At 68.7% G+C, this 24,451-nt stretch carries 14 protein-coding genes and 1 pseudogene; 9 read left to right on the forward strand and 6 right to left on the reverse strand.

The window, feature by feature from the left end; genetic code table 11:
• The first annotated feature begins 2 nt into the window (after positions 1–2).
• Positions 3–2,525, forward strand: coding sequence for a family 78 glycoside hydrolase catalytic domain (locus J8M51_RS27760; RefSeq protein WP_086755536.1), 2,523 nt, complete (start codon positions 3–5; stop codon positions 2,523–2,525).
• Between the two features lie 55 nt (positions 2,526–2,580).
• Here J8M51_RS27760 and J8M51_RS27765 read toward each other — a convergent pair whose 3' ends face one another.
• The 3 genes from J8M51_RS27765 to J8M51_RS27775 all read right to left on the reverse strand — a co-directional run bounded on the left by J8M51_RS27765 (position 2,581) and on the right by J8M51_RS27775 (position 5,520).
• Positions 2,581–3,174, reverse strand: a complete 594-nt coding sequence (locus tag J8M51_RS27765) for a TetR/AcrR family transcriptional regulator (RefSeq protein WP_086755535.1) — start codon at positions 3,172–3,174, stop codon at positions 2,581–2,583.
• 174 nt (positions 3,175–3,348) lie between these two features.
• Positions 3,349–3,771: an HAD family hydrolase gene (locus J8M51_RS27770; protein ID WP_143673164.1), complete on the reverse strand. Its 423-nt coding sequence runs from the start codon at positions 3,769–3,771 to the stop codon at positions 3,349–3,351.
• A 375-nt stretch (positions 3,772–4,146) separates the two neighbouring features.
• Positions 4,147–5,520 (reverse strand): metallophosphoesterase, encoded by a 1,374-nt coding sequence (locus tag J8M51_RS27775; protein ID WP_406707536.1) that lies wholly within the window; start codon positions 5,518–5,520, stop codon positions 4,147–4,149.
• A gap of 402 nt (positions 5,521–5,922) precedes the next feature.
• Between J8M51_RS27775 and J8M51_RS27780 the strand changes: the two genes are divergently transcribed.
• Entirely contained in the window at positions 5,923–6,903 is a 981-nt protein-coding gene (locus J8M51_RS27780) for an aldo/keto reductase (RefSeq protein ID WP_086755549.1), read from the forward strand.
• 1,094 nt (positions 6,904–7,997) lie between these two features.
• Here the strand turns inward: J8M51_RS27780 and J8M51_RS27785 are convergent.
• Positions 7,998–10,643, reverse strand: coding sequence for a carbohydrate-binding protein (locus tag J8M51_RS27785; protein ID WP_086755532.1), 2,646 nt, complete (start codon positions 10,641–10,643; stop codon positions 7,998–8,000).
• Between the two features lie 749 nt (positions 10,644–11,392).
• Here J8M51_RS27785 and J8M51_RS27790 point away from each other — a divergent pair.
• The 6 genes from J8M51_RS27790 to J8M51_RS27815 all read left to right on the forward strand — a co-directional run bounded on the left by J8M51_RS27790 (position 11,393) and on the right by J8M51_RS27815 (position 20,823).
• Positions 11,393–12,433 carry a LacI family DNA-binding transcriptional regulator gene (locus J8M51_RS27790; RefSeq protein ID WP_086755531.1) on the forward strand — a complete coding sequence of 347 codons (1,041 nt, stop codon included), beginning with the start codon at positions 11,393–11,395 and terminating at the stop codon, positions 12,431–12,433.
• 142 nt (positions 12,434–12,575) lie between these two features.
• A complete protein-coding gene (locus tag J8M51_RS27795) occupies positions 12,576–13,823 on the forward strand; it encodes a sugar ABC transporter substrate-binding protein (protein ID WP_086755530.1) in 1,248 nt (415 codons plus the stop codon).
• Between the two features lie 29 nt (positions 13,824–13,852).
• Positions 13,853–14,836 carry a carbohydrate ABC transporter permease gene (locus tag J8M51_RS27800; RefSeq protein WP_086755529.1) on the forward strand — a complete coding sequence of 328 codons (984 nt, stop codon included), beginning with the start codon at positions 13,853–13,855 and terminating at the stop codon, positions 14,834–14,836.
• Positions 14,833–15,675 carry a carbohydrate ABC transporter permease gene (locus J8M51_RS27805; protein WP_086755528.1) on the forward strand — a complete coding sequence of 281 codons (843 nt, stop codon included), beginning with the start codon at positions 14,833–14,835 and terminating at the stop codon, positions 15,673–15,675. The genes J8M51_RS27800 and J8M51_RS27805 overlap by 4 nt, the downstream gene beginning before the upstream one ends.
• Before the next feature lie 108 nt (positions 15,676–15,783).
• Positions 15,784–17,544, forward strand: coding sequence for an amylo-alpha-1,6-glucosidase (locus J8M51_RS27810; RefSeq protein WP_086755527.1), 1,761 nt, complete (start codon positions 15,784–15,786; stop codon positions 17,542–17,544).
• A gap of 84 nt (positions 17,545–17,628) precedes the next feature.
• Positions 17,629–20,823, forward strand: coding sequence for an RICIN domain-containing protein (locus J8M51_RS27815; protein ID WP_086755526.1), 3,195 nt, complete (start codon positions 17,629–17,631; stop codon positions 20,821–20,823).
• Positions 20,824–21,241: 418 nt separating this feature from the next.
• Here J8M51_RS27815 and J8M51_RS27820 read toward each other — a convergent pair whose 3' ends face one another.
• Entirely contained in the window at positions 21,242–22,219 is a 978-nt protein-coding gene (locus J8M51_RS27820; protein WP_086755525.1) for an aldo/keto reductase, read from the reverse strand.
• A gap of 451 nt (positions 22,220–22,670) precedes the next feature.
• Here J8M51_RS27820 and J8M51_RS27825 point away from each other — a divergent pair, with 451 nt between their 5' ends.
• Positions 22,671–23,612: a helix-turn-helix transcriptional regulator gene (locus tag J8M51_RS27825; protein WP_086755524.1), complete on the forward strand. Its 942-nt coding sequence runs from the start codon at positions 22,671–22,673 to the stop codon at positions 23,610–23,612.
• 401 nt (positions 23,613–24,013) lie between these two features.
• Here the strand turns inward: J8M51_RS27825 and J8M51_RS27830 are convergent.
• Positions 24,014–24,277 (reverse strand): annotated as a pseudogene (locus tag J8M51_RS27830) (alpha/beta hydrolase); the annotation flags it as partial.
• Positions 24,278–24,451: the final 174 nt, after the last annotated feature.

Consider the following 24,451-nt stretch of genomic DNA (forward strand, 5'->3'; position numbering starts at 1 on the left):
TCGTGATCGACAACCTGGCGGCCCAGCCCCCCGGAACCGACCATCGATCGTCGGCCCACATCCCCGGAGCCCTGCGGGACACGGCCTGGCGCGCACACTGGATCGGCCCCCACACCCCGGACCACGGGCCGGGACCCGAGGGGTTCGGGCCGCCAGACACGCGCGGCCCCTTCGGTCGCTACCTGTTCCGTACGACGTTCACCCTCGACGCGGTGCCGCAGGCCATCCCGGCCAGAATCACCGCCGACTCCCGCTACGTCGTCCACCTCAACGGCAGGGAAGCGGGCCGAGGCCCAGTGCGATCACAGCCCCGGCGCCTGGCATACGACACTCTCGACCTCGCACCGCTCGCCCACGCCGGCGAGAACACCCTGGTCGTCCTCGTCACCTACTACGGCAAGGCCAACTCCTTCTGGCAACCCGCCGCCGCCAACGGCGCACTCGGCAGGGACGCCGTCCTGGTCCTAGAGGCCGACCTCGGCGACCGACTGCTGGTGACGGACGACACCTGGCGGGTACTGGCCTCCGATGCCTGGCACAGCCCGGAGGCAGAAGGGATGGACGGCATCCCCGTCGAGTGCCTGGACGCCCGCCTGCTGCCCTCGGACTGGAAGTCGGGGGTGCCTGACGCCGACTGGCAGAAGGCGCGCATCGTGCCCGCACTCCATCTCGGCTCACTGGCCCGCTCGACACCGCCTGCCGATCCCTACGGGCCGCTGCGGCCCCGCCCGATCGGCCCGCTGGGCGGCGATACCGTCACCCCGGTGCGCATCGCTGTGTCGCCGCCCGCCGCCGTACCCGACGACCCTCATCCGGTCGGACATGTGCGGACGTATCTGTCCGCGCCGGAGCTGCCGGACCCCGTGGTCGCCTCCCTTCCCCTCACGCTCGCTCCCGGCACCGGTCGTGCCCAGCACGTGGTCGTCGACATGGGCCGGATCGTCTGCGGCTTCGTGCGCCTCGACCTGACCGCTCCCTGCGGGACACAGGTCGACCTCATGTACCGCGAGACGCCCCACGTGCCCGGTGCGAACGACCCCTTCTCGGCCCCCAACACCGGTGCCCGCTATATCGCCCGCGGCCACGACGACAGCTTCGAGGCGTGCGAGGTGAACGGCTTCCGCTATCTGCACGCCCTCGTCACCTCGGACGGACCGGCCCGCATCGACGCGGTCGGCGTCCGCGAACACCTCTACCCGCGCGCCGGAGCGGCGTACTTCCGCAGCAGCGACCCCGAACTCGACGCCCTGTACACCGCCGGAGTGCGCACCGTTGCCCTCACCTCGCACGACGCCTTCGTCGACTGCCCCACCCGGGAGCAGCGCGCCTGGGTGGGCGATGCCGTGGTCCACCAGATGGTGCAGCTCGCCACCTCCACCGACTGGCGCCCGGCCTGGCACTACCTCGACCTGGCCAACTCGCCCCGCCCGGACGGCATCCTGCCGATGAGCGTCGTCGGGGAGATCGAACAGGGGGGCGGCACCACCATCCCCGACTGGTCGCTGCACTGGCTGCACGGCGTACACAACCTCTACCGCCACGGCGGTCAGCACGAACGCGACCGCCTCGCCGAACTCGCCCCCACCGCCCGGCGGATCCTCGCCTGGTACCTGCCGTTCCGCACGGACGACGGGGTACTGAGCGATCTGCCGGAATGGAACCTCGTGGACTGGTCCAGCGTGTTCACCACCGGAGCGAGCTCCATCGTCACCGCACTGTGGGCGCGCGGCCTGCGCGAGTACGCCGAGATCAGCACCCTGCTGCGCAACGACGGCGAGGCCTCCTGGGCCCAGCGGCACTGGGAAAGGGCGTGCAAAGGGTACGAAATGTTCTGGGACGAGCGTCGCGGCACCTACGTCGATCACCTGCTGAGTGGCGTCCAGCAGCCCCCGGCCTCCCAGATCGCCGGCGCCGCAGCCATCGCGTCCGGGCTGGCCCCCGCGACGCGTCACCACCGGATCATCGACCGGATCATGGACCCTGGCCGACTGGTCACCCGCTCCTGGATCGGTGGAGAGGGCGGCTACGACGCGGAGAAGATCAACGACGAGATGCACGGCGTGCGGCGCATCGACTGGGACCCCGAGGAACAGGTCGTCCGGGCCCAGCCCTTCCTCAGCTACCTGGTCCACGACGCCGCGGCCCTCACCGGGCGGGTCCCCGAACTGGTCGGCGCCCTGCGACGCTGGAGCCGCTTTCTCCATGACGGATACGACACCTTCGGCGAGTGCTGGGGGTGGGGCACCCCCGCCCACGGCTGGAGTTCCACTCCGGCACGCGACCTCATGACGTACGTCCTGGGCGTCACCCCGGCCGAACCCGGTTTCGGACGAGCCCGTGTCGCCCCCGCCTACGGCGTCGTGGAACGCGCCGAGGGCGCGGTACCGACGCGCGACGGACTGCTGCACGTGGCCTTCGACTCGTCGGGCGTCGAGATCGACAGCCCCGTGCCGCTCACCCTCCGGCTCCCCGGGGGGCAGGAACGCTCATACGGAACAGGGCACACGCGCGTGCCTTTCATCTGACGCGAGGAACTCAGGAAGATCGTCCGCCCCGGCGGCGCGTCGGGCGGACGATCCGTCAGGGCCTGGCCGCGTCGCACAGCAGCCACAACTGCCGTATCACGGTGGCCGGATCCACCGCGTCCGGGCTCACCAGCCACTGGTTCTCCGCCCCCTCGGCCACAGCCAGGACGAGCGCCGCGAACGCCTCCGGGTCCACGTCGGAACGCAGTTCACCGGCGTCGACAGAGCGCCGCACGGCATCCGCCAGCGCGCCACGCAGCGTCGCATAGCGCCGGGCGACCCACGTCCTGGCCGGATGCTCCTCACCCGAGGCTTCCGCGGTGAGGATGTGCGCGAGCTGGACCATGGCCCGGTTTCCGACGGCCTGAGTGGTGAACGCGTCCATGTTCTCCAGGATCTCCAGGAGAGTCATTCCCAGCTCAGGTTGCGCGACGTGCAGCTCGGTGTCCCGATGCTCCAGAAGCGCCAGCAGTACGGCCTGCTTGCTCGGGTAGTAGTGGAGCAGCCCGGCCCGCGTCAGCCCTGCCGCCTCCGCGATGTCATTGAGGCTTCCCGCACGGAAGCCCCGTGCGGAGAACACCTCCAGTGCCGCCACGAGAATGCGCTCACGCCCGTCGCCTGAGCCGCGGATGCGGCCGTTGCTGCCCATCCGTCCATAGTAGTGAGGCTGATCACTTCCCCCATGACCGGGGCTCACGTCATATCGGCGGAACGCCGGCCCCCGGGCTCGGCCGCTGAAGCCCGTCGCCCTCGGGCCGCAGGCAAGTGGAGGCGGTTGATGCGGAGGCTGGTGTCCGGAACTACAGCGTGATGGAGAAGTTCCTCACCGCGGCCCAGGCCAACCAGGGCCGGGGCTGCTTGGAGCGACTCCTGCTGCTGATCGCGAACGGCAAGCTCGACGGGAGGTCACCACTGCCCATCGGTCGTGCGGCAGGCTCTCGAGGAAGTCGAGGGCGCCGGGGAGTGCTGTGGTGGTGGCCGCGGCCTCGGCTTCCAGGTGGTCGATCGCGGCGAGTGCGGCCGGTCGCTCCTTCGGGTCGGCCGCCAGTAGTGCGACGACGTCGGCCGAACTGCGGCCGTGCACCATGGCAGTCACCTGTTCGGGCGGCAGGTCGCGATCGCGGGCCCATCGGCTCCAGGCCTGGTCGACACCGTGGTCGGAGCCGACCAGGACACCGTCGTTGTCGAAGAGCAGGCCCGCGCAGGGGACGTCGAGCGCGGTGGGCTGGTGGGGCTGTGCAGTCATGCGTGGTCCTCTTCAGGTAGTGGGGCGGTTGAGGTAACGGCCGACCAGTTCGCGAGCGGCGGTCTGCATACGGGCGGGTGACAGCTCCTGGGCAAGGAGTGCCAGGTCGTCGAGGACCGTGACCCGGTTCAGCCGGTCGGCAGGGCACCTCGACCGCCTGTCCGACCGGCACCAGCGCCTTCCAGAGGTTGCCGCAACAGAACTGCGTGAGATGGCCATCCAACCGTCGGCCTCGGCGCCGCCCCCACCACCCGCGGCTGACGACCCGCCGACAACAGGGCCTCACACCTCTTCCGCCGAAGCGCCATCCGTCCTGCCGCTGTCAGGACAGTGGCAGGACGGGATCGTCCGAACGGGATATGGGATCCTCCCAAGTCAGGCCTCTGCCGAGGCGAGTTCGACAACGGTGATGTCGGAGGGCGCGCCTACGCGGACGGGTGGGCCCCAGGTTCCGGCGCCGCGGCTGACGTAGAGCTGGGTGTCGCCGTAGCGTTCCAGGCCTGCGACCGTCGGGTTCGCCAGTTCGGCGATGAGGCTGCCGGGCCACAGTTGGCCGCCATGGGTATGACCGGACAGCTGTAGATCGACGCCGTGACGGACGGCGTCGTGGATGACGACGGGTTGATGGGCGAGGAGGACGGCGGCGCGGGAGCGGTCGCGGTCGCCGAGGGCCCGGGTGAAGTCGGGGCCCTGGCCCTCATCGGTGCCGGCCAGGTCGTTGACACCCGCCAGGTCGAAGCCGGGCATTTCTGTGCGGGTGTTCTCCAGCGGGCGCAGCCCCAGATCCCGCACTTTCTCGACCCATGGCCTGGCGCCGGAGAAGTACTCGTGGTTGCCGGTGACGAAGAACGATCCGTGGCGCGCTCGTAGCTGTGCGAGGGGTTCGGCGGCCGGGCCGAGGTCCTCGACGCTGCCGTCGACCAGGTCGCCGACGACTGCGATGAGGTCGGGCTGGGTGGCGTTGATCGTGTCGACGACCCGCTGGGCGAAACCGCGGCCCAGAATCGGGCCGAGATGGATGTCGCTGACCACCGCGATCCTGAACCCGTGCGCGCTGCGGGGGAGCTTGGCCAGCGGAACGGTGATGCGCTTCACCTTGGGTCCGCGGAGCACGCCGTACGCACCGTGGCCGACGGTGGCGACGGCGACGGCTGCGGCGGTACCGCCTACGACGCGGGAGACGAACAGGCGACGTGAGGGGCCCTCCGTTCCGGGGCGCGGCAGGGAGTTGGCCTCAGCTGTGCGCGGATGCTCCGCCACGGCTTCGGCTGCCGCGATGCCCGGGACGGTGGTATTGGACCCGCCGTGCGCGCCCCTCACCGGCCGGGGATCCACAGAGGCGACGAGTTCCTGGTTCCGGTCCGCCCTGGGCTCGCCACGCTGGGCAGCAACAGTTCCCACCGCCGTTGGGGCGGCGTCCTCGTGCGTGCCGGTGGCGCGTGGCACGAGGAGGCGCCGCAGCACAGGCCGGACGGCCTCGCCCGCGAGCAGCGCGAGCACGAGGTACAGGAACAGGGCCATCCACAGGTATCCGGGCCAGGCAAGGATCCGTTCGAGGAGGAACGGGGCTCTCGTCTCGGCTGCCAGGGCGCTGATGGTCAGAAAAGGCCCGGCCAGGAAGACGACGCTTCCGGCTTGCCGCAGGAACGAGCCCGGGACTGTCGTGTCGCGTACGAGACGGCGCCAGGCGTACCAGTGAAGTGCTCCGAACACCGCCAGCAGTGCGATCCAGACGAGGGGGATGACGATGACCACGGCTGGGCGCAGTCCTTCCTTGAGACGTTCATGGGGTGGACGGCTCCCACGACGACGTGCGATCGACTACGCCTGACGACTGTCCGGCGGTGTCCGTCGCAACCTGCGGAGCGACAAGCCGTCGATGGCCCCCGCCAGGTCAAGCGGCGTGATGCGCAGGAAGTCATAAATCTCGGTGCTGCGGTCTATGCACCCACCGTACGGCGGACTTCTGCCCCTCTTCCCCCGTGAAAGGGGTACTGGCAGACCCCCGGAAGAACAGGCCCCCGTACGGGCGCACGTACGAAGCCCGCGGGTGGTTGTCTGGATGGCGGGCCCACTACAACGCACTGATCATGACAATCGCAGGTCATGATCATCAACCGGCCTGAGGATCGCTACCGCAAGGAATACCTGATGAAGCACGTATCACTGGGCGGGCTTGATGTCTCGCGCATCGGTCTGGGAGCCATGACGATGGCCGGGACCTACACCACGGGCGGGGGCCTCGACGACGCCGAGTCGATCCGCACCATCCACCGGGCCCTGGACCTCGGGGTCACGCACATCGACACCGCCGAGATCTACGGCCCCTTCCACAGTGAGGAGATTGTCGGCAAGGCCATCAAGGGTCGGCGTGGCGATGTCGTCGTGGCGACGAAGTTCGGGCTCGTCTCCCACGCCGGCGGTGGCCCCCGCGTGGTCGACAGCAGCGCCGGCAACGTGAAGGCCGCCGTCGAAGGCTCACTCAAGCGACTCGGTACCGACCACATCGACCTGTACTACCAGCACCGCGTCGACCGGAACACTCCTATCGAGGAGACCGTCGGCGCGCTGGCCGAGCTGGTCGCCGAAGGCAAGGTCCGCCACATCGGCCTCTCGGAGGCCGGTCCCGAGACGATCCGCCGGGCGCACGCCGTGCATCCGGTGGCCGCGCTGCAGACCGAGTACTCGCTGTGGACCCGCGACGTCGAGGCCGAAATCCTCCCCCTGCTGCGCGAACTCGGCATCGGATTCGTCCCCTATTCCCCCCTCGGCCACGGCCTGCTCACCGGACAGATCCGCACCGTCGACGACTTCACCGACGACGACTGGCGCAAGACCAACCCGCGCTTCACCGGCGAGAACTTCCAGCGCAACCTGCGCATCGTCGACGAAGTACAGGCCATCGGCGCCGAGATCGGCGCCACCCCCGCCCAGACCGCCCTGGCCTGGCTGCTGACCCGCGGCGACGACATCGCCCCCATCCCCGGCACCCGCCGCGTCACCCGCGTCGAAGAGAACACCGCGGCCGACACCATCGAGCTCAGCGCCGCCCAGCTCGACCGCCTGAACAACCTCACCCCCGCCTCAGGCGCGCGCCACGACGAGGCCAACATGGCCGGCATCGAAGGCTGACCGCCGTGCGCCGCAGACTCCGAAACGACTGAGGAGGCTGCTCGCGCCGGGCCCGGGCACACTGCGCTCGCGAGGCCGGTGCTGCGAGGAAAGTAGTTATGTGATGCCCGATGCTGCCTACGTCCGTTCCACTTCTCGCCCCCCACGTAGGCGCTGCTGCGGTCCCACAGCAGCATCACCGACACCGGTAAATGGTCATTGACTGGCAAAGCTGAAACGCCGTCGATTGCGCCGAGGTGCAACTGAGTCTGACATGGCCATTTACCCCGCCGAACATGGCTGAAAATCCTAGAAGTCGCATTGCGGCGAGGTCTTGAGACGTGTTACAACAATTGACGTTGATCGTTGAATATCTAAAGGAGCAACCGTGAAGCCCCGTAAGGCAGCCGTGATAGTCGCCGCAGTGTGCGGCATCCTCGGAGTCGTGCTCTTCTCGCAGGCGCCGGCCTATGCGGGCCCGGTGTACGGCTAGACGACCGGCTCCGCAGGCACGGTCTTCAACGGAACGGACTGCTTTCCTCGGTGACCGAAGGCGAGGCCTCCGGGTGGCTGGGCTTCGACCTCCGCTCGCCGGGAGGCCTCGCTGTCACGGACGATGAGCGGTTGACTGGGCGGAGTGCCTCTATCCGCCGTGGCCATGTCTGGCCGGCTTCAAGGGGGCTGGTCACGGGCCAGATTTGCAGTCGCATTCAGACTGCCATGTGACGCCCATTTGATCATCGATCGGTGGGCTCGGCGGCGCAATGGGCACGGCTCACAGGACTACGAATTTCTCGACCCTCGCGATGCGGCCGGAAAGTATTTTCTTCATCGGCCGTGTACAGCAATAGCGGCAGCGAGAACCCGCGATGAAAAATCGACCTTGAAAAGCGATCGATTCCCGGTCGTAGTTCTTACTCAACTGCGGTCCATTAACGGCAAACGGATCGAAATGACCGATGGTTGACTTCCTTGAGCCGTGCGTGAGGTCGGGCCTGCTCGCCTGCGAGGTGGATGCGACAAGGACGACCCACTTCGGAGTCATGGAATCCGTGGATACCCAGGTGCCGACCGGGGTCCGGTTGGCACCTGGGCGTTCCGGCGAGGCCGGGTTGCTACTGCTCTGTCAGCGGTGTGACGGCGACCTGGTCGATCACGGGCGCGTAGGGGGAGCGCTGGTCGTACTGGTTGTAGGTGTCGCCGTTGAAGTCGGGCAGTTCCTCGGCGGTGAACGTGAGCCGGTTCGTGCCCTTCTTCAGGCTGACCGGGACGGTCAGGTCGCGGAAGCTGTTGAAGTGGAAGGTGGTCGGGAACAGGATCTGGCGTGCCGGTTCGCCGTTGACCGAGAGGTCGGCGTGGCGGGCGATCGGGTCGGGGTTGTAGTGGGTGGCGGGCGCCTGCTCGGCGTTGGAGTAGCGGATGGTCACCGCGTGCCGCCCGGCACGCTTGGCGACGATGTCGAGGGTGAGGGCGTTGGCCTTTCCGTCGCCGATGTCGGTGACCGCCTTGCCGCCGGTGGCGAAGGTGTACGCCTCGGTGGCCTTGGCGGCGCCGCTCAGGGTGCCGGCCTCCGCCTGGTACACCTTGGTCGCCAGGTTGCCGCTTGATGCCGCGACCCGCAGCCGGTCGAGGACCAGTTCCTTCTTGGTGCCGGTGACTGTGATCTTGTTGATGCCCGCGGACAGGAAGACCCGTACGACGTCCGTGCCCTTCTTGCCGGCGCCCACCTTGGGGATGTCGAGCGTGTCACCGTTGAGGGACACTTTCGCCTTGCCGCCGCCGAGGTGGTCGAGGGAGACCGTGGCCTCACCGTCGGTGCGGGAGTGGACCCAGAAGGTCGCGGAGGCGCCCTTGGGCAGCGGTACCGCGCCCGGTCCCGAGGCCTCGGGGTGTGTGTAGGCGGGCCGGGTTCCGGTGAGGGTGGCGTATTCGGCCTCGTAGATCGCCGGCCGGGTCACGTTCTCGTCGCGCAGGGCCAGGTCGATCTTGTCGATGATCGCGTCGCCCTTGGTGACGCCCAGGTCCGTGTCCTTCGCGGAGAGCGTGATCTTGTGCTTTCCGGCGGTCAGTTTCACGGTGGTGTCGGTGTGGCCCCAGACCACCCACTTGTAGCCGAGGGTCAGGCGCAGCTCCTGCGGTTCCTTGCCGTCGACGCGCAGGAAGACGTTGGTCGGGCCTTGTTCCTTCACCCGGCCGTCCAGGTTGTAGGAGTTGGCGAAGACGCTCAGGTCGTACGTCCCGGTCGTGGGGACGTCGACGTCGAAGGAGAGCACGCCGTCGGATCCGGTGCGCAGGCCGCCGACGTTGTAGTTGCCGCTCGTCGCGAACTTGCCGACGTTGGAGGGTGTGCCCTCGGGTCCGTTCTTGGAGTAGCCGCTGCCGGTGTAGGTGGCGTTCTCCGCCTCGTAGGACTTGCGCCAGCCGACGGAGGGCTCGGCCGGCTCCCCACCGTTCCCGCCGGGGGAGAGGATGACCTGGTAGGCGGACATCTCGTTCATGCCGGTCATCGGCAGGGTCACCGTGCCGTCCTCGCCGACGGTGACCTCCTGGTCCGCGAGCCGCTGGGGCTGCGCGGAGTCACCGACCTGCCCGGTCCACGGGATCTCCTGCACGGTGGCGTGCACCGTCGTCCCGAACAGCTTCGGGTCGATGTTGTCGAAGACGATGTCCGCGTCGCCGCTCTTGCCTCCGAAGATGGCGCGGGACTGCTTCTTGTCGGCGTCGAGCGTGGCCACGCCCTGGAGGGTGTACTGCTGGTTCGGGTGGGGAGCGGTCACCTGGACGGTGTGGCCGGTCATCTGGCCGTAGGCGTTGAACAGCCACCACTGGCCGTTGCCCTTGTTGGCGTCGACGGCCGAGTCGTTGAGGTTGCCGTCGATGTTCCAGTACGCCAGGTCGGCGTCGATCTTGGACTCCTCGATGGCGGAGACCCACTGGACGACCTGGCCGGGCACGGAGAGGTGGTAGTTGTGGCCGTACTCGTTGACGTTGATCGGCAGCGGGCCGATACCGATCTCCTTCTCCCACTGCCGGTACTTGGCGACGCTGGTGCGGACCGCGGCGGGCGACGACAGCTCGTGCCAGGTCATCACGTCCGGGACGACGTCGTTGGCCTTGGCGTACTGGAGGAAGCCCTTGACCTGGTCGAAGAGGAGGGAGGTGTTCGGGCCCGCGATCCGCGCGTCCGGGTCCAGGCTCTTGATGAGGTGGTAGGTCTCCTTCCAGGCCGCGAAGAAGTACTGCGGGTTGTTCAGCCAGGAGACGTTGTTGTAGCTCCACGCGCCCGAGCCGAACATGTTCCCTTCGGGTTCGTTGAAGGGGACGTAGACGACGTGGTCCTTGTAGTCGCCCGTCGTCCTGACCTGGGCGACCTGCTTCTTGATCTTCTCCTGGAAGTCCGCGAGCCGCTCGGGGCCGTTGGCGCCCGGCCACTGGTACGGGAACCCGCGGTAGATGTCGGTCATGTAGATGTAGACGTCCTTGCCGCCCGAGTCCACGAACGGCGGCAGGATCTCCAGCGCGTCCGCCCCCGGGTGCTGCGGGCCGTCCTGCGCCTTGGTGGACACCGTGCGCAGATGCATGCCCTCGATGAGGTTGCGGCTGGGCGCGCCGTCACCGTAGATCCCGTACAACGAGCCGCTCGCCCCGCCGTGGAAGGCGCCCGTGTCGGTGGCGAGATCGATGACGAGTTGTTCCGGATCGGCTGCCTGGGCCGTGCTCGCGAAGGGGACGGCGAGCATGGTGGCGAGGACTGCGGCCATGATGACGCCGGCTCCCGTCGTTCTTTGTCGTTGTCTCACTGAAGTCTCCGTGGATTCCGTGGCATCTCGGACGCTGGATCCGATGCGTTTCGTACGGGACGAGGCCGGTCCGGGCGCCGACCTGCCATGTCCCGCCAGGGGGCGAGTCGGTTCGACGTTGGGCCGCGCGACAGGAGTCGCCCCGGTTCACTGCCGCCCAGGTTCCGGGTTACGGACGCACTGGGCCGGCTTGCGGGAGGCGAACCGAGTCAGCGGGGCACCGCCGCCAGGTCTGAGCGCGACGGTCACTCGGTGGCATCCGCCGCCTGGAGGGGGAGCTCCGGGCGGCGGATGTATCAGGGGTTACCGCTCCGATGTGTGAGTGACGCCTCGACAGCAGTCGCGAGCCCTCGATGGCTCGTCGAACCGGTTCGGGGAAGCTAGCATCGAGAAAACCAGCCAGCAATACCCCTGACATAGATCTCTTCGGCCTGGCATGGCCGGCCACCCCTGGTGAGACCGGCGCCCCGTCCCGCCGAATTTGACGCCCGGTCTGCTCGTGAGGGTGTGTGAACCCAGTTCGACCAGGCATCACGCCTCCGTACGTCGAGGTTTCCGGGCCGTTACGAGAAATGCGGCGCGAGGCGTTGACACTCGTCCGAGTTGCTCCTACCTTCACTTCACGCGAACCGGTTCGACGATCGGCGCCTGGCCGATTTCATTCCCTGAAGTAATCGAACCGGTTCGAACCATCTCGGCAAGGGAGTCCCGTGAACATCGGTGAGATCGCCAAGCGGGCCGGTGTCTCGCGGAGCACCGTGTCGTATGCCCTGAGCGGGAAGCGACCGGTGTCCGGCGACACCCGTCTGAAGATCCAGCGGGTCATCGACGAGCTGGGCTACCAGCCCAACGCGAGTGCGCGGGCCCTGGCCAACGGGCGGACCAACACCATCGGTCTGGTCTTCCCGCCGGCCGGGAACCACTACACCGGCATGCAGTTGGACTTCATCGGCAGTGTCACCGAGGCCGCCGCCACCTACGACTACGACGTGCTGCTCTCCCCCAGCGGGGTGGACAGTGACCGTTCGTTCCAGCGGCTGCTGGGCGAGCGGCGGGTGGACGGTGCGATCCTGATGGAGATCCGGCTGCGGGACGACCGGCTCGACCATCTCGCCGCCCTGGACTTCCCCTCGGTCGCCATCGGCCGCAGCGCCCACCCGGAGGGCAGCTGGTGGGTGGGCCTGGACCATACGGCACTGGCGGCGGCCTGTGTGCACCACCTGGCCGACCTCGGCCACCGCAGGGTCGCTTTCGTCAACCGGCCCGAGCAGCTCCTGCGGGCTGGGTACGAGTCCGCCCACCGGGGCCTGGACGGCTTCACCAAGGCGGCGGCGGAACGCGGGCTGACCGTCCGCACGTACACCTGCGGGGACGACGCCGCCTCCGGTCTGACCTGTCTGGAGCGGATCCTGCACGACGACCCCGCCACCACGGCGCTGGTCACACTGAACGAGGCCGCGCTCGGCGGCCTGTACCGGGGGCTGGCCCAGGCCGGCCGCCATGTACCGCGCGACTTCTCCGTCACCGGAGTGGTGGCCGGCAGGTGGGCGGAGACGGTGACCCCGCAGCTCACCGCGGCGGACGTGCCCGCGGAGCAGATGGGCCGCCTCGCCGTCGACCTTCTCGTGGAACGGCTGGACAACCCGGACACGCCGGCCCGCAACCACCTGCTGGCGCCGCCCATCTCGTTGCGGGCGAGCACCGCGCCCTTCGGGCCCACTCCCGGCTCCGGTGCCGCCGTGACGTACTGACCCGCCCCACCACACCCTCCGACCCCCGACCGCGCACTTCACGCGCGCGTTCGGCGAGCCTCGCAACCCTCTGTTCCCCCTCTCAGGGCACACCTGTGCCGCTCCCAGGGCACACCTGTGCCAAAACCCATGAGGAACCACCATGAACACATCTGCCAGACGGCGTCTCACCGCCGCCGCCCTGACCGTCGCCGCCGTCACCGTCAGCGCCACCGCGTGCTCCTCCGGATCGGACAGCGGCAGCACTGAGAACGCGGCCGGTGGCGGCACGTACACGATCTGGGACCCGTACCCGCAGTTCGACAAGTCCTCGGCCTGGGCGAAGCTGCTGGACGGCTGTGGCACCGAGGCCGGGGTGAAGATCAAGCGGACCGCGTTCGACACCAGCGACCTGACGAACAAGGCCCTGCTGGCGGCGCAGCAGGACAACTCCGCGGACGTCCTCATCGTCGACAACCCCGTCGTCTCCACGCTGGCGGAGGCGGGCGTGCTGACCACGACCGACGACAACAAGATCGACACCTCGGCTGTCGACGCCAACCTGCTCGGGGCCGGCCAGTCGGGCGGGAAGACCTACGGCACACCGATCGGCGCGAACACCCTCGCCCTCTACTACAACAAGGCGGTGCTCAAGGAGGCCGGCGTCGACATCGCCTCGGTCAAGGACTGGGCCTCGCTGACGGCGGCGCTGGCGAAGGTCGAGAAGGCCGGGAAGAAGGGCATCACCTTCTCCGCGATCGGCACGGAGGAGGGCAGCTTCCAGTTCCTGCCCTGGTTCTGGGGCTCGGGCGCGCAGCTCACCGACGTCGCCTCGTCCGAGGCGGTGTCCGCGCTGTCGCTGTGGAAGAACTGGCTCGACAAGGGCTACGCCCCCAACTCGGTGATCAACAACACCCAGACGACCAGTTGGGCGGAGTTCGCGAGCGGCGACTACGCGTTCGCGGAGAACGGCACCTGGCAGCTCGCCAACGCGCAGAAGGCCGGCTTCGAGTACGGCGTGATCCCCGTCCCCGCCTCCACCGGGGGCAACGCGGCGGCCCCGACGGGCGGTGAGTTCGTCACCGTCCCAGTCCAGGGCGAGACCGGCCGCTACGTCACCTCGCAGAAGCTCGTGACCTGCCTGACCAGCACCGACAACCTCCTCGCCACCGACACGACCCTGTCCTACGTCGCCCCCACCACCGTGGTGCAGGACAAGCAGGTCGCCGCGAACGCCGAGCTCAAGCCGTGGGTCGACGCGGTCAAGGCGGCCAAGGGGCGCACCAGTGACGACCTGGGCACCAAGTACCCGAAGATCTCGGAACAGTTGTGGAAGGCGGTCCAGTCCGCGCTGAGCGGGTCCCAGTCGCCGAAGGACGCGCTCACGGCCGCCCAGTCCGCAGTCAAGTAACCCAAGTCGCCGATGTCAGAGGCCCGTTGATGAACCGCACGACACAAGCGCCGGATGCGCTGTCGGCACGCGGCCGGAACGGGGCGGCGACCGCCGCCCCGCCCCCGGCCCGCACCACGCCCCGGCGGCGTCCAGCCTCCCCGCAGTGGGCTGCCTGGGCCTTTCTCGCCCCGGTCACCCTCTACCTCGCTCTTTTCTACGCCTATCCCCTGTACCGCAACATCGACCTGAGCCTGCGCAACTACACGGTCCGCTCCTTTGTGCAGGGGGACGCGCCGTTCACGGGCCTGAAGAACTATCTGACCGTTTTCGACGACCCGACGTTCGCCCCCGCCCTGCTGCACACCGTCGTGTTCACCGCCGTGTGCCTGGTCTTCCAGTACGCGATCGGCCTGGCCCTCGCCGTCTTCTTCAACCAGCACTTCCGGCTCTCGGCCACCCTGCGCGCCCTGTTCCTGGTTCCCTGGCTGCTGCCGCTGATCGTGTCGGCGTCGACCTGGTCGTGGATGCTCAACAGCGACTCCGGCATCGTCAACGCCACCCTGCACGCCGTCGGCATCGAGCCGGTGAACTGGCTGACCTCGCCGTCCTGGGCACTGGCCTCGGTGATCATCGCGAACATCTGGATCGGCGTCCCCTTCAACCTGGTCGTGCTCTACAGCGGCCTCCAGTCCATCCCCACCAGCCTGTACGAGGCGGCGGCCCTCGACGGCGCGAACGCCTGGCAGCGCTTCTGGCGCATCACCTTCCCGCTCCTGCGCCCGGTGTCCGCCATCACCCTGCTCCTCGGGCTGGTCTACACCCTCAAGGTCTTCGACATCATCTGGATCATGACCAAGGGCGGCCCTGCCGACTCCTCCACCACCTTCGCCACCTGGTCCTACCAACTCGGCTTCGGCAACCTGCTGCCCGCCTTCGGCCCCGGAGCGGCCGTCGGCAACCTGCTCGTCGTCGCCGCCCTGGTCTTCGGCCTGATCTACCTGCGGGTCCAGCGAAAGCAGGCGCTGTCATGACGAGTACACAGCCGGTCCTCAACCGCAGCCCCCGTACCTGGGCAAAGACTGCCATCGGCCTCGTCCTGACCGCCGTCATGCTCTTCCCGGTCTACTGGATGCTGAACGTGTCCTTCACCCGCGACCAGGACATGCGCAAGAGCCCGCCGGACCTGTTCCCCGCCCGGCCCACTCTGGAGGGCTACCGGGCCGTCGTCGACCAGCAGTTGCCCTACCTCGGCACCAGCCTCGTCATCGGCCTCGGCACCGTGGCCCTGACCGTGGCACTGGCCGCCCCGGCCGGCTACGCGCTCGCCAAACTGCGTCCACGCGGCGGTGGAATCCTCAACTTCGTCCTGCTGGCCGCCCAGATGATCCCCGGCATCATCATGGCGATGGGGTTCTACGCCATCTACCTCCAGCTCGGCCTGCTCCAGTCCGTGCCCGGCCTGATCGTCGCCGACTCCACCCTCGCCGTCCCGTTCGCGGTGCTCATCTTCACCGCGTTCATGTCCGGCATCCCCGGCGAACTCCTCCAGGCCGCGACCATGGACGGTGCCGGGCCGCTGCGCACTTTCTGGTCGATCGTCCTGCCGATGAGCCGCAACTCGGTCGTCACGGTGTCCCTGTTCGCGTTCCTGTGGTCCTGGTCCGACTTCGTCTTCGCCAGCACTCTCGTCAACGGCGGCGCCCACGAGCCGATCACCCTGGGCATCTACCACTACATCGGCAACAACAACCAGCAGTGGAACGCCATCATGGCCACCGCCGTCGTCGCCTCACTGCCCGCCGCGGTCATCCTCGTCCTCGCCCAGCGCTACGTCGCCGCCGGCGTGACCGCCGGCGCCGTCAAGGACTGACGCGGCAACGCCCGCACGCAGCCGCGCTCTTCACGAGCGGCCGTGCGAGCGCCGTCGCCCCACCCGGCGGAACACCGCCCCCTCCGCTCAAGAAACGAGTGCCGCTTCATGACCGCCGCCCCGACCGGCCCGCCCTTCTCCGTCCACGACATACCCTTCAGCGCGCACGGCTCCTGGTTCGGCATCTCTCCCGTGCTGGCGGAGAAGACACGCGCCGAGGACCTCCACCTCGTCTCGCACCAGAACGGCATGCACGCCGTCCTGCGCCTCGTCCCCCTCGACGCGGCGACGGGGGAGCGGGCAGAGACCCGTGTTGAGGCGACACCGGGCCTGCTCAGCTGGACCGGTGCGGACGGGCGCATCGACCTCGCCTACGAGTCGCCGGACACCGTACGCGTACACGGCACCGGTCTCGGGTTCGGCATCAGCGCGGCGGCTCACGCCCTGACCCCGTTCAGCGGGACCTACTTCTACCGCGACCCGGTGGACGGCGCGTATGTGTTCACCTCCTACGAGACCGGGCGCCGCTACCGCGTCACCGTGCTGTCCGGCACGGTCGCCGACGTGACCGGTTCCCAGGCCCTGGGCGCCGGGGAGCGCGGCCTCACGGTCACCGCCGGGGCCGACGGCTCGTGGGAGGTCGCGATCGAGGAACTCGACAGCGCGCGAGCGCCCTTCCGCTCGCGGGCCGCGTTCGGCGAGGTCGTGGAGGCAGCACGGCAGTCGTTCGCCGAGTTCGTCGACACACTCGCCCCGTGGCGTTCGGCCACCACCCCGGCCGCCGAACTCGCCGCCTATGTGGTCTGGTCGGCGACCGTGCGCCCGGCGGGTCTCGTCACCCGTCCCGCCGTACTGATGTCCAAGCACTGGATGGACAAGGTGTGGAGCTGGGACCACTGCTTCAACGCCCTTGCCCTGGCGCCCGGTTGCCCGGACCTGGCCTGGGACCAGTTCTCCCTCCCCTTCGACCACCAGGACGAGAGCGGCGCGCTGCCCGACTCCGTCACCCACTCCGAGGTCCTCCACAACTTCGTCAAACCCCCTATCCACGGCTGGACCTTCGGGCACCTCCGCAGACGGCTGCCCGAGCCGCTCACCCGTGCGCAACTGACCGAGGCGTACGACAGACTGACCCGCTGGACGGACTTCTGGCTCACCGCGCGACGCGCACCCGGCGCGGCCCTGCCCCACTACCAGCACGGCAACGACAGCGGCTGGGACAACGCCACCACCTTCGACCCCGAACGCGTGGTCGTCACCGCCGACCTGGCCGCCTTCCTCATCCTCCAACTGCGTGAACTTGCCGACCTGGCCACCGACCTGGACCGGCACGACGACGCCCGCACCTGGACGCGTACGGCTGACGCGACCCAGGCCGCGCTGCTCGAACAGCTCTGGACCGGCGAGCGGTTCGTTGCCCGGGGCCTGGACAGCCAGGACACCTGGAGCAGCGCCAGCCTGCTCGACCTGATGCCCATCGCGCTGGGCGAGCACCTGCCCGAAAGCGTCAGCAGCGTCCTGGCCGACCGCATCGAGGCTCACCTCACCTCGCACGGCCTGGCCACCGAACTTCCCACCTCGCCGCACTACCTCTCCGACGGCTACTGGCGCGGCCCGATCTGGGCCCCCGCCACCGTCCTCGTCGAGGACGGCCTGCGCCGGGCCGGGCACATACGCCTCGCGGACGAGATCAGCGCCCGCTTCCGCGCCCTGTGCGAAACCTCCGGATTCGCCGAGAACTTCGATGCACTGACCGGCGAGGGACTGCGCGACCGCGCCTACACCTGGACCGCGAGCAGCTACCTCCTCCTCGCCGAAGCCCACGAACTCCGGCGCGCGGACACCAGAACCAACACCACCGTCGCCTGATTCGCGAGCGACCACTCACCCATACGTCCGGCACGGGGGCCGGCGCAGCAACAACCAGCCGTACCCCTGAAGGGACGTAAGCACATGACAGGAATCGGGCAAAGACGCTCGACCACGAGACGCCTTCTCCACGGCATCACCAAGTCGCTGCTCTCGCTGACCGTCATAGCAGGCGCCACCACCGTGATGGTGACGCCTGCCTCCGCCGCCACCCCCACCCTCACCGTCGACCTGGGCACCACCACCGGAGCCTTCCACGGCGGTGCCTCCGGGGTGCTGTACGGCCTGTACGGGCCGGACGTGCCGACCGACAACCTCATCGAGGGGATGGGCCTGCAGACCATCAACACGAAGGCCCAGGACGGACAGCAGCACCCGGGCTCGGACGTACTGGAGGTCGCCAAGCCGTTCGTGGACACCGGCGGCAAAGACATCATGATCTACATGACGGACGTGTACCGCACGTTCAGTTACGAACGCGCCAGCTACGCCGCCTACCAGTCGGCCATGAGGACCCAGATCGAGCAGGTGCTGGCCAGCCCCTACAAGGACCGTGTCGTCCTCGTCCCTTACAACGAGCCCGACGGCATGTGGTTCCAGGGCATGCGCACCCAGGCAGGGCCGCTGGCCTCCTTCAACGCCGAGTGGCTCCAGACGTACAACTTCATCAAGGGCCTGTGGCCCGCGGCGCGGATAGCCGGACCCAACCTTTCCAGCTACACCGAGTTCGCCTACAAGGGCTTCCTCACCTACTGCAAGGCCAACAACTGCCTGCCGGACGTCACGACCTGGCACACCCTGGGCAGCCCCGCGGACGTGCGCAGCACCACCGACAACTACCGCGCGGCCGAGACCGCGGTGGGGACCGGCTCGCACCTGCCGATCAACCTCAACGAGTACGCCTTCCGCTACCACCTGACCGACCCCGGCCAGATGGTGCAGTGGATCGCGGCCATGGAGGACGAGAAGATCGACGGAAACCTGCCCTACTGGAACATCAACGGCAACCTCGGCGACTCCGCCGCGGCCCAGAACACCCCCAACGCCCAGTGGTGGCTCTACAACTGGTACAGCTCCATGACCGGCAACACGGTCAAGGTCACCGGCGCCGCCAACAACGCCGCGTACACCCTCCAGGGCCTGGCGAGCCTGGACACGGCCAAGAAGCAGGCCCGCGTCATCCTCGCCGGGGGCGGCACGAGCGGCGACTCCAACACGGTCATCAAGAACATCGACCCCGCCGTCTTCGGCAGCACCGTGCACGTCAGCGTCTTCCAGGACCGCTACAGCGGCTACATCGGCGCGGCGGCCACCCCGACGCGGCTCTCCGACGCCGACGTCGCCGTGGGCTCCGACGGCTCGATCACCCTGCCCATCACCCTCGACGCGATGTCCGCGTACGAGGTGGTCGTCTCCCCTGGCGGCACCGGTAGCGCCACCGCCTCCGACAGCACCTGGTCGGCCAGCTACGAGGCCGAGAGCGCCACGCTCAGCGGCAGCGGCTACAACATCAACACCGAGGGCACCACCAGCAGACTCGACAAGTTCGCCACCTCGGGTACGAAGGATGTCGGCGGCCTGCGCACCGGCTCGACCACGGTGATCTCCTTCCCTGTCTCCGTCCCCACCACCGGCGACTACGACCTGTCGGTGTTCGGCAGCAGCTACGCCAAGGACGCCGACGTCAAGGGCCCGACGAACGTGTACGCGCGGGTCGACGGCGGCGCCTCGACCAGGGTCGACATACCGGTGGGCTTCCAGTGGGTGGTGTGGGGGCACAGCGACACCACGGTGCACCTCACCGCGGGCAGCCACACCATCACCCTGGCCACCACCGGGGACAACGGCGCGGCGACCGTCGGCGACGCCATCATCGACAAGATCGACCTCCGGTACAAGGACGCCGCGGTCCAGGGCACCACGCTCTACGAGGCCGAGCAGGCCAACCTCTCCGACAACGGCACCGCTTCCTACACCTCCCAGGGTCAGTCCGGCGCCGGCGCGGTGAACCTCACCTCCGGCAAGTCCGCCACGTTCTGGGTCTACTCCGCCCGTGACGGCTACGCGGACCTGACGGCCCGCTTCCGCAACACCGGCCAGGCCGGCCTCACCGTCAACGGCAAGGCAGCCGACGACCAGACCCTCTCCGGCGCGACGACCGGCGCCTGGTCCACCTCCGCCAACCGGGTCTACCTCAACAGCGGCATCAACAAGGTCAAGGTGACCGGCACCAGCGGCACCCTCGCCCTGGACGACCTGGCCGTCACCCCGTTCAGCGCCACCGACGCCGTCACCACCGGAAACGTCGTCACCTACCAGGCCGAGAACGGCACCCTCACCGGCACCGCGGCCACCGACACCACCTACAGCCAGGCCAACGGCGGCGTCGTCACCGGCATCGGCAACGGAACCGCCAACTCCCTCACCCTCAACGTCAACGCGCCCGAGGCCGGCACGTACGCCATGACCATGCGCTACGCCAACAACGAGGAACTGCCCTCCAACCACTACAACCCCGACCTGTACGCCGAGCACGCCGACGTCAGTGTCAACGGCGGCACCGCCACCCGCGTCAACTTCGCCAGCACCCTGCACTGGAACCAGTTCAACAACTACACGGTTCCCGTCACCCTCGCCGCGGGCGCGAACACGGTGAAGTTCACCGCCTCGCAGCTCTACAACTACGACGGCACCACCATCGGCGTGGTCTACTCCGGCGGCGGCAGCGACATCGGCCAGCCCATGCGCTCCAGCTCCGCGCCCCACCTCGACCAGGTCTCCTTCGCACCCGCGAGCCTGCACATCGGCGCCTCGACCGGCTTCTCCTCCACGGCCGTCGCCCAGCACAGCGGGCTCTGCCTCGAAGACCCCGCCCAGTCCACCGCCGACGGCACCCAGTACCAGCAGAACACTTGCGGAAGCGGCGAGGCACAGCGCTTCGACTTCCACCCCGTCACCGGCGCCACCGACACCTACACCGTCGTCAACCACTCCAGCGGCAAGTGCCTCGACATCTCCGCCCTCTCCACGGCCAACGGCGCCGCCGTCCAGCAGTGGACCTGCCTCGGCGCCGCCAACCAACGGTTCACCCTCAGGCCCGTCACCGCACTCGGCAACAGCCACGACTACCAACTAGTCGCCGCACACAGCGGCAAGTGCGTCGACGTCAGCACCATCTCCACCGCACCCGGCGCCCTCGTCCACCAATGGACCTGTGACACGGGAAGCACGCTGACCACCAAGAAGAACCAGATCTGGCGGCTCTCCGGCAAGGACTGACCAGCAGCGGATCCCGCTGAGTCTCCCGGTCGCACCGGCAGAAACAGGCCCTGACTTCTCTGCGGGATCACGTGAGAGGGGCCACGACACTCGGTCGTGGCCCCTCTTCTCGTACATTCCGGAGTCCCCAGCCCTGCCGACTACCGTGGCGGGGCTGGGGACTCTCGAATACACGGCGAACGGCGGCCTCCTCCTGTGGGCGTTCCCCGTACGCAGGGCGGGAGTGGACGCTCGCGCTGCGTACGCGACCTCAAGGGGCAGACACCTCGCCCACGCTCATGTTCTCCGGTCCTCCAAGTGCGCCGCACGCATCGTCTGGGGCGCCTTTGCGGTCTGGTCGGTTCAGCGGCGGCCGAACGAGTTGAGCCCGATGCCCTCTGGGGCGTGGCCATGCTGTGCTGGAGGCGGGAAGGCAAGGTCAGCGTTCCAGGAGCCGCTTGCCTGCCTCGTTGTGGCTGTCGCCGGCTGCCGGGGTGAGGTTGTCGAGCTTGGCGAGCTGGGCGGTGCTCAGTTCGATGGCGTCGGCGGCGGTGTTCTCCTCGACGCGCTCGACACGCTTGGTGCCGGGGATGGGGGCGATGTCGTCGCCCTGGGCCAGCAGCCAGGCCAGGGCCACCTGCGCCGGGGTGGCGCCGGCCTCGTCGGCGACGGCCTTGACCTCGTCGGCGACGCGGAGGTTGCGCTGGAAGTTCTCGCCCATGAAACGCGGGTTGGTCTTGCGCCAGTCGTCGTCGGCGAAGTCGTCCGTCGAGCGGATCTGGCCGGTGAGGAAGCCGTGGCCGAGCGGCGAGTACGGCACGAGGCCGATGCCCAGCTCGCGCAGCACCGGCAGTACCTCCGCCTCCGGGTCACGGGTCCACAGTGAGTACTCCGACTGCAGGGCGGTGACCGGATGGACGGCGTGGGCGCGGCGGATTGTCTGCGCGCCGGCCTCGGACAGGCCGATGTGGCGGATCTTGCCCTCGGCGACCAGCTCCGCCAGCACGCCGACGGTGTCCTCGATGGGCGTGTCCGGGTCGACACGGTGCTGGTAGTACAGGTCGATGTAGTCGGTGTCGAGCCGCCTCAGGGAGCCCTCGACCGCGGTGCGGATGCTCGCGGGGCTGCTGTCCAGGGAGCCGGCGGGGCGGCCCGTGTGGGAGAGGAAGCCGAACTTCGTCGCCACGACGACCTCGTCACGACGGCCCTTGACGGCCCGGCCGACGAGTTCCTCGTTGGTGAACGGCCCGTAGACCTCGGCGGTGTCGATGAGGGTGACGCCCAGGTCGAGAGCGCGGTGGATGGTACGGATCGACTCGGCGTCGTCCGCGCTGTGCCCGGTGTAGAAGGCGCTCATGCCCATCGTGCCCAGGCCGATGCGGGAAACGTTCAGGTCCCCCAGTTTGATGTGCTTCATTGCTGCTGCTCCGTGGGTCTCTTGTTTGCCTGCGGACACCGCACCAATCGACTCGGCGGCGCCCACACTGTGCCCGGTGTAGAAGGCGCTCATGCCCGTGCCCAGGTTCATGCGGAAAGGGTTCAGGCCCCCCACATCGATGTGCTTCATCGCTGCTCCTCCGTGGGTCTCTTGATTGCCTGCGGACGTATCCGCACCACCTGCTGGACGCTGCTCGCTCGGGGATGAACCTGCGATCGTATTGCTCCCGAGTCGCTGCAGGCTGGGCTCCGGTCCTCTGTGGCGGCGTTGCCGTCTTGGCGCGTTTCGTTCCTGTCTCTGAACAACATCGACTCTGCCCGCATCTGCCGCCATGTGGGAGACCCTGTTGAGCCAGGGAGCGCTGTACGGGGGTGTGGCAGGACCCCCCTTGCGACTACCGCGCAGGTCACAGCGCTGCGACACTGAGGTCATGACGAGTGAGCAGCCGCACGGCACCGAGCTGGGGCGTTTCCTGCGCGCCCGCAGGGCCCAGGTGACCCCCGCCGAGGCCGGCCTGACCGCCGGCACGGGCCGGCGCCGCACGCCCGGGCTGCGCCGTGAGGAACTGGCCACCCTGGCCGGGATCAGCGTCGACTACTACGTCCGCCTGGAACGCGGCAAGGAGAACCGTCCCAGCCCCTCGGTGATCGACGCCCTGGCCCGTGCCCTCCTGCTGGAGGACGACGAGCACGAGCACCTGCGCAGCCTGGCCGCCCTCGCAGCACGCACCGCATCGGAGCCGCCGCCGGCGCCCAGCCGCACTGTACGTCCCGGCGTGAAACTGCTGCTGGAGAGTCTGCGGCCCAACCCCGCCCACGTGGTCAGCCGCACTTTCGACCTGCTCGCCCACAACCCGGCCGGGCTGCGGCTCCTCCCCGGCATCGAGGACTGGCCGGCCAATCGGCGCAACACCGCACGCTACTCATTCCTCCACCCCGCGGCCCGCGAGGTGTTCGACGACTGGGAGAACTCACTGCGCGGCTGCGTGGCCCGCCTGCGCGCCGTGGCCGGCACCGACCCCGATGCCCCCGACCTCGCCCAGCTCGTCGGCGAACTCCTCCTCAAGAGCCCGGAGTTCGCCCGCCTCTGGGAGCGCTACGACGTCCGAGGACGCGCTTACGGCCACAAGACCTACCACCACCCGGAGGTCGGCACCCTCACCCTGGGCTACCAGTCCATGCAACTGGAGGGCACCCCCGGTCAGCGCCTGGTCACGTACTACGCCGAACCCGGCACTCCCGAGCACGACGCGATCGTCCTCCTCGACATGACCGCGCACGAATACCCCTCCGGCAGGACAGGGCGAGGGAGTACTCCGTCGGTACCCGGCCCGGACGTAAGGCCGAACGGGTCCTCGTCCTCCACTTCCTGACGCCGTCCACCAGGATTGATCGAGGCGGTCAGGTCTCGGGCCTCTTACCGGCGGCTTGGCGTAGTTGCCGAAGGCCTCCTGCTCGACGCTGGGTCACGCCAATCACCCCGCCGGTACTTGTTGTCCGCCTCGCTCGCTGAGCTCTGCCACACTCCCGCCCGACGAGTTGCTCCAGCTGCCGTTCACCGGCTCAGAAGCCGTCGACATGGGTAGCCACGGCCTCGCCAAGCGCGCCATCCATCTCCGCGTCCGCTGCTTTCCTGCTCGGCTCTACCGCTACCTTTCATCACTGGAAGTCCAACTGAGCTGACCTCGGGTGTGGCACCGGCGTCCGGGGCCGGCGCGGTCAGGCGCCGGCAAGCTCTCTCGTCCGTTCACGGTGCGCTGTACCGCGTGTTTCCTCATTCCCCGAGCAGCCGGCCCAGCCATCGCAGTCGTGCCGCCTGGGTCGCCCGGGACACCTCGGCCTGTGGTGCCATCAGGTCGTAGCCGTGGAAACCGCCGGGCCACACGTGGAGTTCGGCGACCCCACCCGCCTGCCAGATCCGCGAGGCGTACGCAACGGTCTCATCCCGGAAGGTCTCCGCGGAGCCGACGTCCAGGAAGGCCGCCGGCAGCCCGGACAGGTCCTCGGCCCTGGCCGGCGCGGCGTAGACGGGCACGTTGCATGCTCTTCGGACGGGAAGTCAGGTCGGGCATGCCTGTGATCTCGGTGCCCCGGGCCGCGAGGTGCCATTGGCGCCGTAGGCCGGTGTCCACGCCTTCTGCGGCCGGAGGGCCGACGGGTACGTGTTGCAGCGCCGTCGGGCGGGCGATTCTTGTCCGCCCGCCCGACGGCC

Source organism: Streptomyces griseiscabiei (genome assembly GCF_020010925.1).
Classification (GTDB): Bacteria; Actinomycetota; Actinomycetes; order Streptomycetales; family Streptomycetaceae; genus Streptomyces; species Streptomyces griseiscabiei.

Bases quoted from the DNA above. Each gene is read 5' to 3' on its own strand.
- J8M51_RS27765 (WP_086755535.1), bottom strand. From the start codon at position 3,174: ATGGGCAGCAACGGCCGCATCCGCGGCTCAGGCGACGGGCGTGAGCGC.
- J8M51_RS27770 (WP_143673164.1), bottom strand. From the start codon at position 3,771: ATGACTGCACAGCCCCACCAGCCCACCGCGCTCGACGTCCCCTGCGCG.
- J8M51_RS27780 (WP_086755549.1), top strand. From the start codon at position 5,923: ATGAAGCACGTATCACTGGGCGGGCTTGATGTCTCGCGCATCGGTCTG.
- J8M51_RS27785 (WP_086755532.1), bottom strand. From the start codon at position 10,643: ATGGCCGCAGTCCTCGCCACCATGCTCGCCGTCCCCTTCGCGAGCACG.
- J8M51_RS27795 (WP_086755530.1), top strand. From the start codon at position 12,576: ATGAACACATCTGCCAGACGGCGTCTCACCGCCGCCGCCCTGACCGTC.
- J8M51_RS27800 (WP_086755529.1), top strand. From the start codon at position 13,853: ATGAACCGCACGACACAAGCGCCGGATGCGCTGTCGGCACGCGGCCGG.
- J8M51_RS27805 (WP_086755528.1), top strand. From the start codon at position 14,833: ATGACGAGTACACAGCCGGTCCTCAACCGCAGCCCCCGTACCTGGGCA.
- J8M51_RS27810 (WP_086755527.1), top strand. From the start codon at position 15,784: ATGACCGCCGCCCCGACCGGCCCGCCCTTCTCCGTCCACGACATACCC.
- J8M51_RS27815 (WP_086755526.1), top strand. From the start codon at position 17,629: ATGACAGGAATCGGGCAAAGACGCTCGACCACGAGACGCCTTCTCCAC.
- J8M51_RS27820 (WP_086755525.1), bottom strand. From the start codon at position 22,219: ATGAAGCACATCAAACTGGGGGACCTGAACGTTTCCCGCATCGGCCTG.
- J8M51_RS27825 (WP_086755524.1), top strand. From the start codon at position 22,671: ATGACGAGTGAGCAGCCGCACGGCACCGAGCTGGGGCGTTTCCTGCGC.